The 14223-nt window shown below is 73.4% G+C and carries 14 protein-coding genes; 8 read left to right on the forward strand and 6 right to left on the reverse strand.

Translation table 11 applies throughout. The annotated features are described in order from the left end of the window. Positions 1-15: 15 nt before the first annotated feature. From ACFYOB_RS08075 to ACFYOB_RS08090, 4 genes are all read right to left on the reverse strand, one after another. Positions 16-1104, reverse strand: a complete 1089-nt coding sequence (locus tag ACFYOB_RS08075; RefSeq protein WP_388556126.1) for an FAD-dependent oxidoreductase — start codon at positions 1102-1104, stop codon at positions 16-18. Between the two features lie 60 nt (positions 1105-1164). Next, positions 1165-2547, reverse strand: coding sequence for a cytochrome P450 (locus tag ACFYOB_RS08080; RefSeq protein ID WP_388556129.1), 1383 nt, complete (start codon positions 2545-2547; stop codon positions 1165-1167). 83 nt (positions 2548-2630) lie between these two features. Continuing rightward, complete coding sequence (locus tag ACFYOB_RS08085; RefSeq protein WP_388556133.1) at positions 2631-3308, reverse strand: HAD family hydrolase; 678 nt, start codon at positions 3306-3308, stop codon at positions 2631-2633. A gap of 49 nt (positions 3309-3357) precedes the next feature. Continuing rightward, positions 3358-3837, reverse strand: a complete 480-nt coding sequence (locus ACFYOB_RS08090; RefSeq protein WP_388556136.1) for an Lrp/AsnC family transcriptional regulator — start codon at positions 3835-3837, stop codon at positions 3358-3360. A gap of 142 nt (positions 3838-3979) precedes the next feature. Here ACFYOB_RS08090 and ACFYOB_RS08095 point away from each other — a divergent pair, with 142 nt between their 5' ends. From ACFYOB_RS08095 to ACFYOB_RS08105, 3 genes are read left to right on the forward strand one after another with little or no spacing between them, the layout of a single operon-like run. Then, positions 3980-5578 carry an SDR family oxidoreductase gene (locus ACFYOB_RS08095; RefSeq protein ID WP_388556139.1) on the forward strand — a complete coding sequence of 533 codons (1599 nt, stop codon included), beginning with the start codon at positions 3980-3982 and terminating at the stop codon, positions 5576-5578. Beyond that, on the forward strand, positions 5575-6948 hold the full coding sequence (locus tag ACFYOB_RS08100; RefSeq protein ID WP_388556142.1) for a cryptochrome/photolyase family protein: 1374 nt from the start codon (positions 5575-5577) through the stop codon (positions 6946-6948). Before ACFYOB_RS08095 ends, ACFYOB_RS08100 begins: the two co-directional genes overlap by 4 nt. Before the next feature lie 37 nt (positions 6949-6985). Next, positions 6986-8011 (forward strand): MerR family transcriptional regulator, encoded by a 1026-nt coding sequence (locus tag ACFYOB_RS08105; RefSeq protein WP_388556144.1) that lies wholly within the window; start codon positions 6986-6988, stop codon positions 8009-8011. Here ACFYOB_RS08105 and ACFYOB_RS08110 read toward each other — a convergent pair. After that, complete coding sequence (locus tag ACFYOB_RS08110) at positions 7935-8525, reverse strand: RNA polymerase sigma factor (protein ID WP_388556146.1); 591 nt, start codon at positions 8523-8525, stop codon at positions 7935-7937. The genes ACFYOB_RS08105 and ACFYOB_RS08110 overlap by 77 nt on opposite strands. 79 nt (positions 8526-8604) lie before the next feature. Beyond that, positions 8605-9315, reverse strand: a complete 711-nt coding sequence (locus tag ACFYOB_RS08115) for a YoaK family protein (protein WP_388556149.1) — start codon at positions 9313-9315, stop codon at positions 8605-8607. A gap of 70 nt (positions 9316-9385) precedes the next feature. On the opposite strand from ACFYOB_RS08115, the gene ACFYOB_RS08120 reads away from it, so the two are divergent. The 5 genes from ACFYOB_RS08120 to ACFYOB_RS08140 all read left to right on the forward strand — a co-directional run bounded on the left by ACFYOB_RS08120 (position 9386) and on the right by ACFYOB_RS08140 (position 14223). After that, complete coding sequence (locus ACFYOB_RS08120; protein ID WP_388556152.1) at positions 9386-9979, forward strand: histidine phosphatase family protein; 594 nt, start codon at positions 9386-9388, stop codon at positions 9977-9979. A 48-nt stretch (positions 9980-10027) separates the two neighbouring features. Then, positions 10028-11599 (forward strand): APC family permease, encoded by a 1572-nt coding sequence (locus ACFYOB_RS08125; RefSeq protein WP_388556155.1) that lies wholly within the window; start codon positions 10028-10030, stop codon positions 11597-11599. Positions 11600-11608: 9 nt separating this feature from the next. Continuing rightward, complete coding sequence (locus tag ACFYOB_RS08130; protein ID WP_388556157.1) at positions 11609-12037, forward strand: universal stress protein; 429 nt, start codon at positions 11609-11611, stop codon at positions 12035-12037. A 153-nt stretch (positions 12038-12190) separates the two neighbouring features. After that, positions 12191-13111, forward strand: coding sequence for a methyltransferase domain-containing protein (locus tag ACFYOB_RS08135; protein WP_388556160.1), 921 nt, complete (start codon positions 12191-12193; stop codon positions 13109-13111). A gap of 2 nt (positions 13112-13113) precedes the next feature. Then, positions 13114-14223 carry a hypothetical protein gene (locus ACFYOB_RS08140; RefSeq protein WP_388556163.1) on the forward strand — a complete coding sequence of 370 codons (1110 nt, stop codon included), beginning with the start codon at positions 13114-13116 and terminating at the stop codon, positions 14221-14223.

Below are 14223 nucleotides of genomic sequence, written 5' to 3' on the forward strand. Positions count from 1 at the left end.
GGCCCCGCAGCGGGCTCAGCCCACGGGGGCTCCGACCGGCTCGCCCGCCCGCTCGCGGGCCAGGAGGCGGTGGATCTCGCGGACCGCGGCCCCGCCCGCCCGGTTGGCGCCGATCGTCGATGCCGACGGGCCGTAGCCGACCAGGTGGACCCGCTCGTCGCGCACCGCCCGGGTCCCGTCGATCCGGATGCCGCCGCCCGGCTCGCGCAGGCGCAGCGGGGCCAGGTGGTCGACGGCCGCGCGGAACCCGGTCGCCCACAGGATGACGTCCGCGTCCACGTGGCTGCCGTCCGCCCAGGCCGCACCGGTGGCGGTGATCCGGTCGAACATGGGTCGGCGGTCGAGCACGCCCGAGTCCAGCCCGGCCCGGACGGCCTCGTTCAGCGGGAGCCCGGTCACGCTCACCACGCTCTGCGGCGGCAGTCCCCGGCGGACCCGCTCGTCCACCAGGGCCACCGCCGCCCGGCCCTCGGCCTCGCCGAAGCTCCCGTCGCGGAAGACCGGGGGCCGCCGTGTCACCCACGTGGTCTCCGCGGCCGCCTCGGAGATCTCCAGCAGGTGCTGCACCGCCGAGGTGCCGCCGCCCACCACGATCACCCGGGCCCCGGCGAACTCGACGGGCCCCGGGTAGTCCGCCGTGTGCAGTTGGTGGCCGCGGAAGGTCTCCTGGCCGGGGTAGCGCGGCCAGAACGGCCGGTCCCAGGTCCCGGTGGCGTTGATCAGGGCCCGGGCCGACCAGTCGCCGGCCGAGGTCTCCACGAGCAGCCGTCCGCCGTCCCCCTCGCGTACGGCCGACACGTCCACGGGGCGCCGTACGCGCAGGCCGAAGCGTTCCTCGTAGGCGGCGAAGTACTCCCCGATCACCTGGGACGACGGGCGCAGCGGGTCGGCGCCCGTCAGCTCCATGCCGGGCAGGGCGTGCATCCCGTGGACCCTGCCGTAGGTGAGCGAGGGCCAGCGGAACTGCCAGGCTCCGCCCGGTCGGGGCGCGTGGTCCAGGACCACGTGGTCGATCCCCGCCCGCGCCAGGTGGTACGCGCTGGACAGGCCGGCCTGTCCGGCGCCGATGACCGCCACGTCCACGTTCCGCGTCACATTGTTCACGGTTCTACCAACTCGCGACGACCGCGGGATCTTCCCGCGGCCGTCCGCCGGCTCAGGGCGTCAGCGGCTACGGCCGCCCCCGGGCCGGCCCGGAGGGCGCAGCGTCGCCAGGACCGGCCCGGTCGGCTGGAGGGTGAGCCCCGGGAACACCGCGGCCCGCCCGCTCCCGCTGTCCAGGTGGAACCGCTGCCCCAGCACCGCCAGCAGGAGCGCGGCCTCCACCAGGGCGAACCGCGCCCCCAGGCAGGCCCGCGGGCCGCCGCCGAACGGGAACCAGGCGTGTTCCGGCACCGGATGCGGGGCGTCCGCGTCCCACCTCTCGGGGCGGAAGTCCTCCGGATCCGGGAACCAGCGTTCGTCCCGGTGCATCGACCACGGGCTGGTCCACACCGCCGTCCCCGCGGGAACCGGCCGCCCACCGATGCTCGCGCCCTCCACGGCCACCGCGGAGATCAGCCAGATCGGCGGATAGATCCGCAGCGCCTCCTTGACCACCTGCCGGGTCCAGGGCAACCGGTCGTAGTCGTCATACATCGGCAGCCGTCCGCCGAGCACCCGGTCCAGCTCCTCGGTCAGCCGGGCCCGCGCCTCGGGCGCCCCTGACAGCAGCTGCCAGGCCCGGGTCAGGGTGGTCGAGGTGGTCTCGTGGCCGCCGATGTAGAGGGTGATCGACTCGTCCCGGAGCTCCTTGCGGGAGAGCGGTGCGCCGTGCTCGTCGCGAGCTGCGAGCAGCCTGCTCAGCAGGTCGTCCCGCTCGGCCCCGGCCGCCGTCGCCGCCTCGTGCTCGCCTATGACGTGCGCGATCTCGCGGTCGAGGACCGCCACCGCCTCCCGCATCCGGCGCCGCCCGGGCGTGCGTACCCACGGCGGCAGGAACAGCGTGAGCCCCCGGAACTCGACTCCCAGCTCCCGCTGCGCCGTGGCCATGGCCGCGCTGATGGGGGCCTCCCGGCCGGCGGCGTCGCTCCCGAACAGCGTGCGCACCGCGATCCGTTGGGTGAGCCCGGCCATCTCCCGGTGTACGTCGATCCGTTCGCCCTCGGTCCAGCCGCAGGCCAGCGCGTCCGCGCATTCCACCATCGTGGCGGCGTACGAGCGGACCTGGCGCGGCCGAACGGCCGGCTGGACCAGTGCCCGCTTGCGCCGCCAGTCGTCGCCGGTGGCGACGACGACGCCGTCGCCGAGCAACTGGTGGAAGGCCCAGCCCAGTTCCATCGGCTTGAAGGTGCCCTCCACGGCGCCGAGCAGCTCACGGGCGTGCTCGGGCCGCGAGACCAGCACATTGCGCTGCCGGCCCAGCGACCACGGCACCCAGTCGCCGTACTCGTCGCGCAGGGACTCGAAGAAGGCCAGCGGATCACGGGCGAAGGCGGGCAGATTCCCGAGCAGGGGCCATGGGCGCGGCCCGTGCCCTGCCCCCCGGGGCAGCGTGGTGGCGGTCACGCAGGCATGGTGGCAGCCGTCGTGACCGGGCGCCAGAGCGTCGCGCCGCCGGTTCACCGATCCCCGGCGGGGCCGCGACGGGGTCAGGCAGCCACGCGCGCGGCGAGCCAGTCGTACGCCGCGGCCGCGGTGAACTCCCGCTGCCCGCCCGCGAAGAGCAGCCCGGCGGTCGCGAAGGCCGGGTCGTGCGCGGTGTCCGTCACGTACGGGACCGCCATGCAGCCCATGCCCGCGGCGAGGGCGGCCAGCGCGCCCGGGGCCGCGTCCTCGACGACCACGCAGTCGGCGGGGTCGGCGCCCAGCCGGCGGGCCGCCTCCAGGAACACGTCCGGGGCCGGCTTGCCGTGCGCGACCTCCTCGGCCGAGACGACCGTCCTCAGCAGGGCGTCCAGCCCGGTGCCGGCCAGCACCGCGTCGATCGCCTCGCGCGAGGAGCCGGAGGCCACCGCCATCGCCACACCCTCGGAATGCAGCCGCTCCACGAACTTCCGCATCTCGGGGAAGACCTCGCACCCGGCGCGGGCCAGTTCCAGGTAGGCGGCGTTCTGCTCGGCGAGCAGCTGCTCGACCGGCGCGCGGATGCCGTACCGGTCCTTCAGGATCCCCAGCGTCTCCAGGGTGCCGATGCCGATGAACCGGGCGTGCTCCTCCCACGTGAAATCGGGAACCCCGTGCTGCCCAAGGGTGCGGCGCCCCGACTCGTAGTAGTTCGGCTCGCTGTCCACGAGGGTGCCGTCGAGATCGAATATGACGGAAATCATCCGCTGTGCCCGTCCTGCCGGTCGTGTCCTGTCCTGTCCGGTCATGCTGTCAGCTTTTGCGGGCGGCCCGTCCCACGGACTCGACCAGCGGCAGCAGCCGGTGCGGAACCCGCTCGCGCAGGGCCACCTCCGTGCGCGTGCGGACTACGCCCGGGAGCTGGATCAGCCGCTGGATCACGTCCTCCAGATGCGCGTTGTCCCGGGCCGCCACCCGCGTCAGCAGGTCCCCGCCACCGGTGATCGAGAACGCCTCGATGATCTCGGGCACGGCGGCCAGCGCGTCACCCACGTCGTCCAGGTGCCCCTGGGTCACCTCGATGTGCACGAAGGCCAGCACCGGATGTCCCAGAGCGGCGGGGGAGAGGACGGGCCCCGTCCCGGTGATCACCCCGGTGCGCTCCAGCCGGTCCAGACGGGCCTGGAGCGTGCCGCGCGCGACCCCGAGGATCCGGGCGTACTCGCGGACGCTTGTCCGCGGCTGCTCGATCAGCAGGCGCAGGATTCTGGTGTCGAGCTCGTCCACCGCCATGCCGTGACTGTACCAATGGCCCGGTTCACCCGGATCTTGCAGAGGCGGGTGGACCGCGGGGCGGGTCGCATGGCACTCCCGGATGCGAGGGGCGACGGTGTTCTGGTCGGCATTCGTAGCGGATCCACGAGCGGAGCGAGCCATGTCAGGTCTGAACTGCCTGGTCACCGGTGCCACCGGCTACATCGGAGGCCGGCTCGTGCCTGAGCTCCTCGATGCCGGACACCGCGTCCGCTGCCTGGCCCGGTCCCCGGAGAAACTCCGCGACCACCCCTGGGCCGGACAGGCCGAGACCGTCCGCGGCGACGCCACCGACCCGCGGTCCGTGGCCGAGGCCCTGGAAGGCATCGAGGTGGCCTATTACCTCGTGCACGCCCTCGGCGGCGGCTCCGGATTCGAGGAGCGCGACCGCGCCGCCGCCCGCATCTTCGCCGAGCAGGCCCACAGCGCCAGCGTCCGCCGCGTCGTCTACCTCGGCGGGCTCACCCCCACGGGCATCCCTGTCCACGAGCTCTCCCCGCACCTGCGATCCCGGGCGGAGGTCGGCGAGATCCTCCTCGCCGGTCCCGTACCGGCCACCGTCCTGCGTGCCGCCGTCATCATCGGTTCCGGGTCGGCCTCCTTCGAGATGCTGCGCTACCTCACCGAACGGCTGCCCGTCATGGTGACCCCCAGCTGGGTCGGCACCCGCTGCCAGCCCATCGCCGTGCGCGACGTCCTGCGCTACCTCGTCGGCAGCGCCACCATGCCGCCCGAGGTGAACCGGGCCTTCGACATCGGCGGCCCTGACGTGGTCACGTACGAGGAGATGATGCGCCGCTACGCCACCGTCGCCGAGCTGCCCAACCGGCTCATCCTGCGCGTACCCATGCTCACCCCCGGCCTCTCCAGCCGGTGGATCGGCCTGGTCACCCCCGTACCGCGGGCGCTGGCCCGGCCGCTCGCCGAATCACTGCGCCACGAGGTGGTCTGCGCGGAGCACGACATCGCGCACCACGTCCCCGACCCGCCCGGCACGCCGATCGGGTTCGACCGGGCGCTGTCGCTGGCCCTGCGGCGGGTGCGGGAAGCCGAGGTCACCACCCGCTGGTCCTCCGCCTCCGTGCCGGGCGCGCCCAGCGACCCGCTGCCCACGGACCCCGACTGGGCGGGCGGCAGCCTCTACACCGACCGGAGGCAGACGGCCGTCGAGGCCTCGCCCGGCGCGCTGTGGCGGGTGGTGGAGGGCATCGGCGGGGAGAACGGCTGGTACTCCTTCCCGCTGGCCTGGTCCGTACGGGGCTGGCTCGACCGGCTCGTCGGCGGGGTCGGCATCCGCCGCGGCCGCCGCGACGCGACCCGGCTGCGAGTGGGCGATTCCCTCGACTTCTGGCGGGTGGAGGAGATCGAGCCGGGGCGGCTGCTGCGCCTGCGCGCCGAGATGCGGCTGCCCGGCCTGGCCTGGCTGGAGATGTACGTGGACCCCTGCCCCGAGAGCGGTCGCGCGCGCTACCGGCAGCGGGCGCTGTTCCACCCGCACGGACTGCTCGGCCACGTGTACTGGTGGAGCGTGTCCCCCTTCCACGCCTTGGTCTTCGGCGGAATGGCCCGCAACATCGCCCGCGCCGCCGAACGCCAGGGCGCGGCCGATGTCCCCGCATCTCCTGCATCTGCTGCATCTGCTGCATCCGGCAAGGCCCCCGTGGCCGAAGTACCGCACGACAGCCGTCCTCCCCAGCCCGACGAGGAGCGAGAGTCATGAACGTCGCGGTGGTCCTGTACACCTCCGACCTGCGCCTGCACGACCATCCGCCGCTGCGCGCGGCCCTCTCCTCCTGCGACCGGGTGGTCCCGCTCTTCGTCCGCGACCGCGCCCTCGCGGCCGCCGGATTCGCCCCGCCCAACCGACAGGCCTTCCTCGCCGACTGCCTCGCCGACCTGGACGCCGGACTGCGCGAGCGCGGCGGACGCCTCGTGATCCGCTCCGGGGACACCGTCCGGGAGGTCTGCGCACTCGTCCGGGAGACCGACGCCGACGAGGTGCACATGGCCGCCGGGGTCAGCGGCTACGCCCACGCCCGCGAGGAGCGGCTGCGCGCCGCCCTCGAAGCCGAGGGCCGCCGGCTCCACGTGCACGACACGGTGGTCACGGCCGTCGCCCCCGGGGCCGTCCTGCCCGCCGGCTCCGACCACTTCGCCGTCTTCACGCCGTACTTCCGCCGCTGGGCCGAACTGCCGCCGCGGGCCGTTGCCGCGGCACCTCGTACGGTCCGGCTCCCCGAAGGCGTCGGCTCCGAGCCGCTGCCCGTGCGCGGCGCCCTCACCGGCGTCTCCCCGGGCCTCGCCCGCGGCGGCGAGACCGAGGCCCGCCGGCTTCTGGCGAACTGGCTGCGCTCCGGCATCACCCGCTACGAGGACACCCACGACGACCTGGCCGGCGACGCCACCTCCCGGCTCTCCCCGCACCTGCACTTCGGCACCCTCTCGGCTGCCGAGGCGGTCCACCGGGCCCGCGCCGCGGGCGGGCCCGGCGCCGACGCCTTCGTCCGGCAGCTGTGCTGGCGCGACTTCCACCACCAGGTCCTCGCCGCCCGCCCGGAGGCCGCCGCCGAGGACTACCGCGCCAGGCAGGACCGGTGGCGCACCGGCGCAGCCGCCGAGGAGGAGACGGAGGCCTGGAAGGAGGGCAAGACCGGCTACCCGGTGGTGGACGCCGCGATGCGCCAGCTGCGTCACGAGGGCTGGATGCCGGGCCGCGGCCGCCTCCTCGCCGCGAGCTTCCTCACCAAGACGCTGTACGTCGACTGGCGGACCGGGGCGCGCCACTTCCTGGACCTCCTGGTCGACGGGGACCTCGCCAACAACCAGCTCAACTGGCAGTGGGTCGCCGGAACGGGCACCGACACCCGCCCCAACCGGGTGCTCAACCCCGTCCGGCAGGGCCTGCGGTACGACCCGCAGGGCCGTTACGTCCACCGCTGGGTGCCGGAGCTCGCCGGGCTGCCCGCCCCGCAGGTGCACGAGCCGTGGCGGCTGGAGGGCCTGGAACGGGCGCGGTACGACTACCCGGACCCGGTGGTGGAGCTCGCCGACGGCCTCGACCGCTTCCGGCGGGGGCGCGGGACCGGCTGAGCCCTCGCGCGCAGGCCACCCGTCGTATCGTGGGCGGGTGCCGTCCGTGCCGCAGCCCGAACCACCGCAGGACCTTCCGGCCGCCGCGCTGAGCACCGGAGCCGTCGCCCGGCGCCTCGGGGTCTCGCCGACCACGCTGCGCTCCTGGGAGCGCCGGTACGCGATCGGCCCGGCCCACCGAGAGGACGGGCGCCACCGCCGCTGGACCCCGCAGGACGTCGCCCGGCTGGAACTGATGTGCCGGCTCACCGCAGGGGGCGTGCCCCCGGCCGAGGCGGCCCGGGCCGCGCGGGACGAAGCCACAGCCGCGCGCCCCGTTGCCCGTACGGCGGGGCCGGACCCGGGCGGGCCCGGATCGCTTCCCCCCGGGGAGGTCCGACAGCAGCGCAGAGGGCTCGCACGGGCCGCCGTACGGCTGGACGCGCCGGCCGTGGAGGATCTGCTGGACGCCGCCCTCGCGGAACACGGCCTGGTCACCGCGTGGGAGGAGGTCATCGCGCCGACCCTGCACGCGGTGGGCCGCAAATGGGCCACGGCGGGGGAGCGTTACGTGGAGGTGGAGCACTTGCTCTCCTGGTACGTCTCCTCGGCCCTGCGCCGGATCCGGCCGGTCCGGATGCCGTCGTACCCGGACGTCCCACCGGTGCTCCTCGCGTGCGTGCCGGGGGAGCAGCACAGCCTGCCGATCGAGGCGCTGGCCGCGGCCCTCGGCGAACGGGGCCTGCCGGTGAGGATGTTCGGAGCCGACCTGCCCCCGGGCGCCCTGCGTGACGCCGTACGCCGGACCGGACCGCGGGCCGTCGTGCTGTGGTCCCAGTCCCGGACCACCGCGGACGCGGCGCTGGCGCGTTCGGCCGCCGGCATCGAGTGGGGCCCGCGGGGCGCCCGGGGCCACCCGACGGTGCTACTCGCGGGACCCGGCTGGGGCGCGGGAACCCAGGCCCCGCGCACCGAGCGGCTGTTCGGACTGCGCTCGGGCCTGGAGGTCATCGCCGCGCCGGTGGCGGACGCGGCTCCAGTGACCGGCGCAGGCCGTGCAGGGCCCGCCGCATATGGCTCTTGACGGTGCCCAGCGGCAGTCCGGTGCGGTCCGCGATCTGCGACTGCGTCAGGTCCCCGTAGAAGGCGAGGCGCATCACCCGCTGCTGGGCCGATGGCAGCCGGGCCAGTTCCCCGAGGACCAGCACCCGGTCCACCACCCGCTCGGGCTCCGGCTCCGGCCGGGCCGCCGTGCCGGGGTACGACGCCAGGTCGTGGCAGGCCCGCGCGGCGGCGGCCGCCTCGGCCCGACGGCTACGCGCCCGCAGCGCGTCGGCCACCTTGTGCCGGGTGATCCCGGTGAGCCAGGCACCCAGCCCGCCGGGTCCCGGCCGGTAGCCGTGACGTCCGCGCCAGGCGGCGAGGAAGACCTGCTGGGTCACGTCCTCGGCCTCCCGCTCGTCGCCCAGCGCACGCCGGGCCAGGGCGTGGACCAGCGGCCGCCAGTGCCGGTAGACCGTCTCCACACAGTCGTCCGCGCCGGCCACGAAACCGTCCGCGACGCGTTCGTCGAGCCTTTCGGGCCCCTCGTCGTCCATGGCCCGAGACTCGTCGCCGCGGCGGGGCCGTCAAAGTCGCATCGTTTCCGCATCGATATTCAGCGTGGAAGGAACACAACTAAGCACCGTGCGGCTGCGGCAGGACGCGGTGGCTCAGGCCCACCGCGAGGACCAGCGCCGCGGCGGGCACCAGCAGTGCGCCCACCTTCCACCCGGCGCCGATCAGCAGGGCCCCGGTCAGCCCGCCCACGAACATCGCCAGCACCGCCCCGGCCCGGCGCACCCAGGCTCCCGTCCCGTACCCGAAGGCGCTGTCCCGTCCCAGGGCCGAGCTGCCGATCAGCGCGGTGAGGGACCGGGTGATCAGGGTCGTCGGCACGCCGGGCACGTTCACCCGCATGCTCGTCACCGTCCGGATGCCCATCGCCGCCGCCAGCATCCCGGTCACCGCCAGATGCTCGGCGCTCGGGTGCCCGAAACGCGGCTCCACACCCCATCCGGTCGCCGCACCGGCCAGGATCAGCGCGGCCTCCACGTACAGGCCGAGCTCGGCCCAGCGCCATCCCCGGGCGTCCGCGGCCGACTCCATCCGTGCCCCGCACACCGCCCCGGCGGCGAACGCCGTCACCGAGGCCGCGGCCGACAGCGCGGGCAGGTTGCCCTGCCGCGCGAGCCCGAACGCCAGGAAGAGCACATTGCCGGTCTGCATCGCGGTGAACACCGGCCCGAGGGCGAGCAGGCTCACCGCCTCGACCAGCCCCGTGACCCCGGTCAGGACGATCATCAACCCGGCCAGGGAAGGACGCACCGGGTGCGCACCCACGTTCATGAGGCCCGACAGTGACACGCCCGCCCCGGTGCTCCGGCACCGACATGCCGGAGGGCTTAGGGTCCGGAGGATGAGCGACCTGCTGCTGGTGAGACACGGAGAGACGGCGTGGAGCGCCGGCGGGCGGCACACCGGGCGGACCGACGTCCCGCTGAACGCGAGCGGGGTCGAGCAGGCCGTCTCCCTCGCTCCCTTCTTCCTGGACCGGCACCCAGCGCTGGTGCTCACCAGCCCGCTGCGCCGGGCCGTCGCCACGGCCGAACTCGCGGGGCTCACCGGCGCGGTCACCGACCCCGATCTCTACGAGTGGGACTACGGCGGCTACGAGGGCGTCACCACCGCGGAGATCCAGCGGAGCACGCCCGGCTGGTCCCTGTGGACCGATGGCGTCCCGCCCGGCGACGCGACGCACCCCGGGGAGAGCGCCGCGCAGGTGGGCGCCCGCGCGGACCGCGCCCTGGCCCGCGTCGCCCCGGTGCTCCGCGCCGACGGCGGCAACGCGGTACTCGTCGCCCACGGCCACTTCCTGCGCGTGCTCACCGCCCGCTATCTGGGCCTGGACCCCGCGGACGGCAGGCTGTTCCTGCTGCGCACCGGCACGGTCAGCGTCCTCTCCACGGAACACGGGCTTCCGGTGATCGCGGGCTGGAACATCCGCCCATAGGGGGCATCCCGCCTCGCGCGGCGGCCGGGCGCGGGCGAGGATGCGTACATGGCCGACGACGGTGCGGGCGGTGTGGACAGCACCGGCGACACGGGTGGTACGGGCGGTGGCGGCGGACCGCGGAGCGGGCCTGCGGACAGCGCGGGGCTCACGACCGATGCGGGGCTCAAGGCCAACGCGATCGGTTTCCTCGACGCGCTCGTCATCGGCCTGAACTCCACCTCGCCCGCCTATTCCCTCGCCGCCGTGCTCGGGCCGATCGTGGCGCTCGTCGGGATCTACGCGCCGGGCGTGATGCTGGCCTCCTTCGTGCCCATGCTGCTGATCGCCGCCGCCTTCTACTACCTCAACAAGGTCGACCAGGACTGCGGGACGACCTTCTCCTGGGTCGCCCGGGCCATGGGACCCTGGGCCGGCTGGCTCGGGGGCTGGGCGATCGCCATGACGGGCGTGCTCGTCATCGGCTCGCTGGCGGACGTCGCCGTCAACTTCGGGCTGCTCGCCTTCGGCCTCGACGACTGGGCCGCCAACGCCTGGATCCGGCAGGGCCTCACCGTCGCGGTCATCCTGGCCATGACAGCGATCTGCGTCATCGGCACCGAGCTGTCGGCCCACCTCCAGGACATCCTCATCCTCGCCCAGGTCTTCTTCCTGCTGACCTTCGCGGTGGTCGCCATCTACCGCATCTACGCCGGCACCAGCACCCTCGAGGAGATCGAGCCGTCCATCAGCTGGCTCAACCCCTTCGGCGCCGGTGGCGCCGCCCTCACCGGCGGACTGCTGCTCGGCGTGTTCATGTACTGGGGCTGGGAGTCCGCGGTCAACCTGACCGAGGAGGTCGAGAACTCCGCCACGGCGCCCGGCAAGGCCGGTATCTGGTCGACCGTGATCCTCCTGGTGACCTACCTGTCCGTGGGTTTCGCGGTCGTCGGATACGCCGGCACGGCCTTCCTCGCCGAGAACGCGGCCGAGGAGGAGGCCATCTTCGCCGTGCTCGCCCACGAGGTCATGGGCGGCTGGGACTGGGTGGTGCTCCTCGCCGTCTGCACCTCCGCGCTCGCGTCCACGCAGACCACGATCATCCCCGCCTCCCGCACGGCCCTGTCCATGGCCCGCCGGCACGCGCTGCCACCGCCGCTCGCGCACATCCACCAGCGGTTCCGGACGCCGGACGTGAGCACGTGGTGGGTGGCGGGCATCGCCATCGGCTGGTACCTCGTCGTCAACCAGATCAGCGAGAACGCGCTCCTGGACTCGCTCACCGCGCTGTCCCTGCTCATCGCCTTCTACTACGCGCTCACCGGTCTGGCCTGCGCCGTCTACTACCGCCGCCACCTGATGGAGAGCCCGCACAACTTCCTGCTCATCGGGGCGGGCCCGGTGGTCGGCGCCTTCCTGCTGATCTGGCTGCTGGTGGAGTCGATCGGTGACATGTCCGACCCGGAGAACTCGGCCAGCGGCGTCTCCTGGTTCGGGCTCGGTCCGCCGCTGGTCATCGGGATCGGCATCGCCGTCGTCGGCGTGCTCGTCATGTGCTTCTGGCGGGTACGGGACGGCAGGTTCTGGCAGGAACGGCGAGGGGTGGTCGACCCGGCCCTCGTCCACGCCGGGAAGCGCTGAGGAGTCCCGATGTCCGTGGTCCTCGGATACGACGAGTCGCCCGGCGCGGCGCGCGCGCTGCAGGTGGCGCTGGAGGTGGCCACGGCCTTCGGCGAGCCGCTCGTCCTCGTCTACGGAGCGGCCGCTCCGGGCAGTACCGGCGAGGAGTCCCGCGCCCACCGGGAAGCCGTCCGCCAGGCGGGCCGCAGCGCCCTCGCGCACGCGGTCGAGGCGGCCGACGGAGCGGGCGTGCCGTCGACGGTGGAGCTGGTCGACGACAAGCCCGCGCAGGCGCTGCTCGACGCGGCCCGTCGCCACGGCGCCCGCGTCATCATCGTCGGCACCTGGGGCGACAGCCCGATTCGCGGCGCCCTGCTGGGCTCCACCCCCCACAAACTCCTCCACCTGTCCCCGGTACCGGTGTTGTGCGTACCGACGGAGGGCGGTGCGACAGTGTGAGGCGGACACTATAGACCAACTGTGCCGGGAATGTGGCTATTTCAGGTGTGACTATGCTCAAGACCTAAGTGATTGAGGCGTTTTATTGATCACTCTTGGGCAGAGTGGGGCGGCCGAGAAACACCCCCACGTGACCGCATGACCGGAGAACCGATGGACAGCAACCTCGTCATCCAGCCCCACACTGGTGGCCGGGCTTTCGACGAGAGGCAAGTGCCCCTCTACTACAGCCGCAAGACGGCGGACATCCTCCACAAGTACGGGCCGGGACCGCGTGTCCACTTCCACATGGGCCTCTTCGCTCCAGGATCGACACCCAACACCACGGTGTCCCAGCGGGTGCTCAAGCGCCGCATAGTCGAGTCGCAGGAGGCGATAGTCGAGCACGCCGCCCGGACGTGGGGCGCGTACGCCACCCCGCCCGCGCGCCTGCTCGACATCGGCTGCGGGGTCGGCGGCGGCTCGCTCTACTGGGCACAGGAGCACGGCGCGTCCGTCACCGGCCTCACCGTCGCCGCGGAACACGTCCCGGTCATCGAGCAGTTCGCGCGTCAGGCCGGGGTGGGCGACCGGGTCACCCCGCTCCTCGCCGACGTCCACGACTTCACCGCCGACCGAAGATTCGATGCGGCCTACGCCAACGAGAGCTCCGGCTACATGGACCGCGAGCGGCTCTTCCAGGTCGTCGCCAAGGCGCTGAAGCCGGGCGGCTGGTTCGGGATACAGGAGCACTTCATCTGCCGTCCCGAGTGGACCGATTTCATCGACGGCTATTACAAGACGCGCCTGGGCACCCTCACCGAGTACATCACCGCCGCCGAGGCCGCGGGGTTCGAGCTGGAACAGGACGAGGACGTCACCGACCGCGTCGCGGAGTTCTGGGTGCAGTCCATGGCCTGGAACACCGCCGAACTGGACCGGATCGAGCAGCCGGGCGCCGTCGCCTCGCCGACCGCCTGGTGCCGGGAGCGGCTCCAGGAGTCGACGATCACGCACGGCAAGCTGTTCCGGATCTGGCGCGACCACGCGCTGGAGACCCGGCTGCTGCTCTTCCGGCTCGGCGGGGGGAACTGATCATGGCGACCGTCTACGAGGAGGCCACGCACCCCTCCCGCATCGGATGGGAACTGCCGCCGTTCTACTGCCCGTTCGAGCAGGGCCTTATCCACCCCGCAGTGGACGAGATCGAGAAGCGGGCCATCGCCTGGATCGACAGGTTCGGGCTCTACCCGGACGCCACCGAGCGCGCGTGGGGGCTGGCCACCCACAGCGCCGACTTCACCAGCCGGATCATCCCCCACGGCGACGTCGAACCGATGGTGCTGTTCGCCCAGTGGAACTACTGGGCCTTCGCCACCGACGACTGGCAGGACTCCAACACCGGCTCGGCGGGCACGGCGGCCGTCGCGGACCACGGCGCCCGGCTGATCCGAACCGTCGAGGCACCCGGCTCCGGCCTGCTGCCGCCGGGGCCGCACACCGCCGCGCTGGAGGACCTCGCGGCCCGGACCCGGGACATGCTCACCCCCATTCAGCTGCGCCGCTTCACCGAGGGCATCCGGGACTGGGTGTTCGGCGCCACCTGGCAGACCGCCAACGCCGAGCGCGAGATCATGCCGAGCCTCAACGACTTCGTGGCGAAGCGGATCTCCAGCAACGGCACCCGGTTCACCCTCACGTGGTGCGACGTGGCGAACGGGATCGACGTACCGGGCGACGAGCTGTACTCGGCCCCCGTCCAGGCCCTGACCGACGCCGCCGGGTTCATCGTCAGCTGCGACAACGACCTGTTCTCGTACAACAAGGACGACCACATGGTCCCCTGGGAGCAGAACCTGATCAACGTCCTGGCCCGGCTGCACGACTGCACTCCGGCCGAGGCGCTTCCCGCCGCCTACGCCCTGCGGGACCGGACGGTGACCCTGTTCGTCCGGCTCCGCGAGCAGCTCGGCAGGGAAGCCGGCGAACAACTGGGCCGCTATCTGCGCTCGTTGGAACACTGGATCGCGGGCGACCTCGAATACCACAGCAGGGCGCCGCGTTACGCGAGCCCGCGCAACCGCAACGCACTGCCCGTGGACGGCGCCCGGTTCGACATCGTCCGGAGCGACACGCCCAGCGACGCGAGCGTCGAGCCGCCGCCGGTCCCGGCTCTCGCCTGGTGGTGGCAGCAGCTCGACGCCTGA

The organism is Streptomyces sp. NPDC006463, from assembly GCF_042870715.1.
In the GTDB taxonomy this organism is placed as follows: domain Bacteria; phylum Actinomycetota; class Actinomycetes; order Streptomycetales; family Streptomycetaceae; genus Streptomyces.

Coding starts and splice junctions, on each gene's coding strand:
- ACFYOB_RS08085 (WP_388556133.1), bottom strand. CDS start 3,308: ATGATTTCCGTCATATTCGATCTCGACGGCACCCTCGTGGACAGCGAG.
- ACFYOB_RS08090 (WP_388556136.1), bottom strand. CDS start 3,837: ATGGCGGTGGACGAGCTCGACACCAGAATCCTGCGCCTGCTGATCGAG.
- ACFYOB_RS08095 (WP_388556139.1), top strand. CDS start 3,980: ATGTCAGGTCTGAACTGCCTGGTCACCGGTGCCACCGGCTACATCGGA.
- ACFYOB_RS08100 (WP_388556142.1), top strand. CDS start 5,575: ATGAACGTCGCGGTGGTCCTGTACACCTCCGACCTGCGCCTGCACGAC.
- ACFYOB_RS08110 (WP_388556146.1), bottom strand. CDS start 8,525: ATGGACGACGAGGGGCCCGAAAGGCTCGACGAACGCGTCGCGGACGGT.
- ACFYOB_RS08115 (WP_388556149.1), bottom strand. CDS start 9,315: ATGAACGTGGGTGCGCACCCGGTGCGTCCTTCCCTGGCCGGGTTGATG.
- ACFYOB_RS08120 (WP_388556152.1), top strand. CDS start 9,386: ATGAGCGACCTGCTGCTGGTGAGACACGGAGAGACGGCGTGGAGCGCC.
- ACFYOB_RS08125 (WP_388556155.1), top strand. CDS start 10,028: ATGGCCGACGACGGTGCGGGCGGTGTGGACAGCACCGGCGACACGGGT.
- ACFYOB_RS08130 (WP_388556157.1), top strand. CDS start 11,609: ATGTCCGTGGTCCTCGGATACGACGAGTCGCCCGGCGCGGCGCGCGCG.
- ACFYOB_RS08135 (WP_388556160.1), top strand. CDS start 12,191: ATGGACAGCAACCTCGTCATCCAGCCCCACACTGGTGGCCGGGCTTTC.
- ACFYOB_RS08140 (WP_388556163.1), top strand. CDS start 13,114: ATGGCGACCGTCTACGAGGAGGCCACGCACCCCTCCCGCATCGGATGG.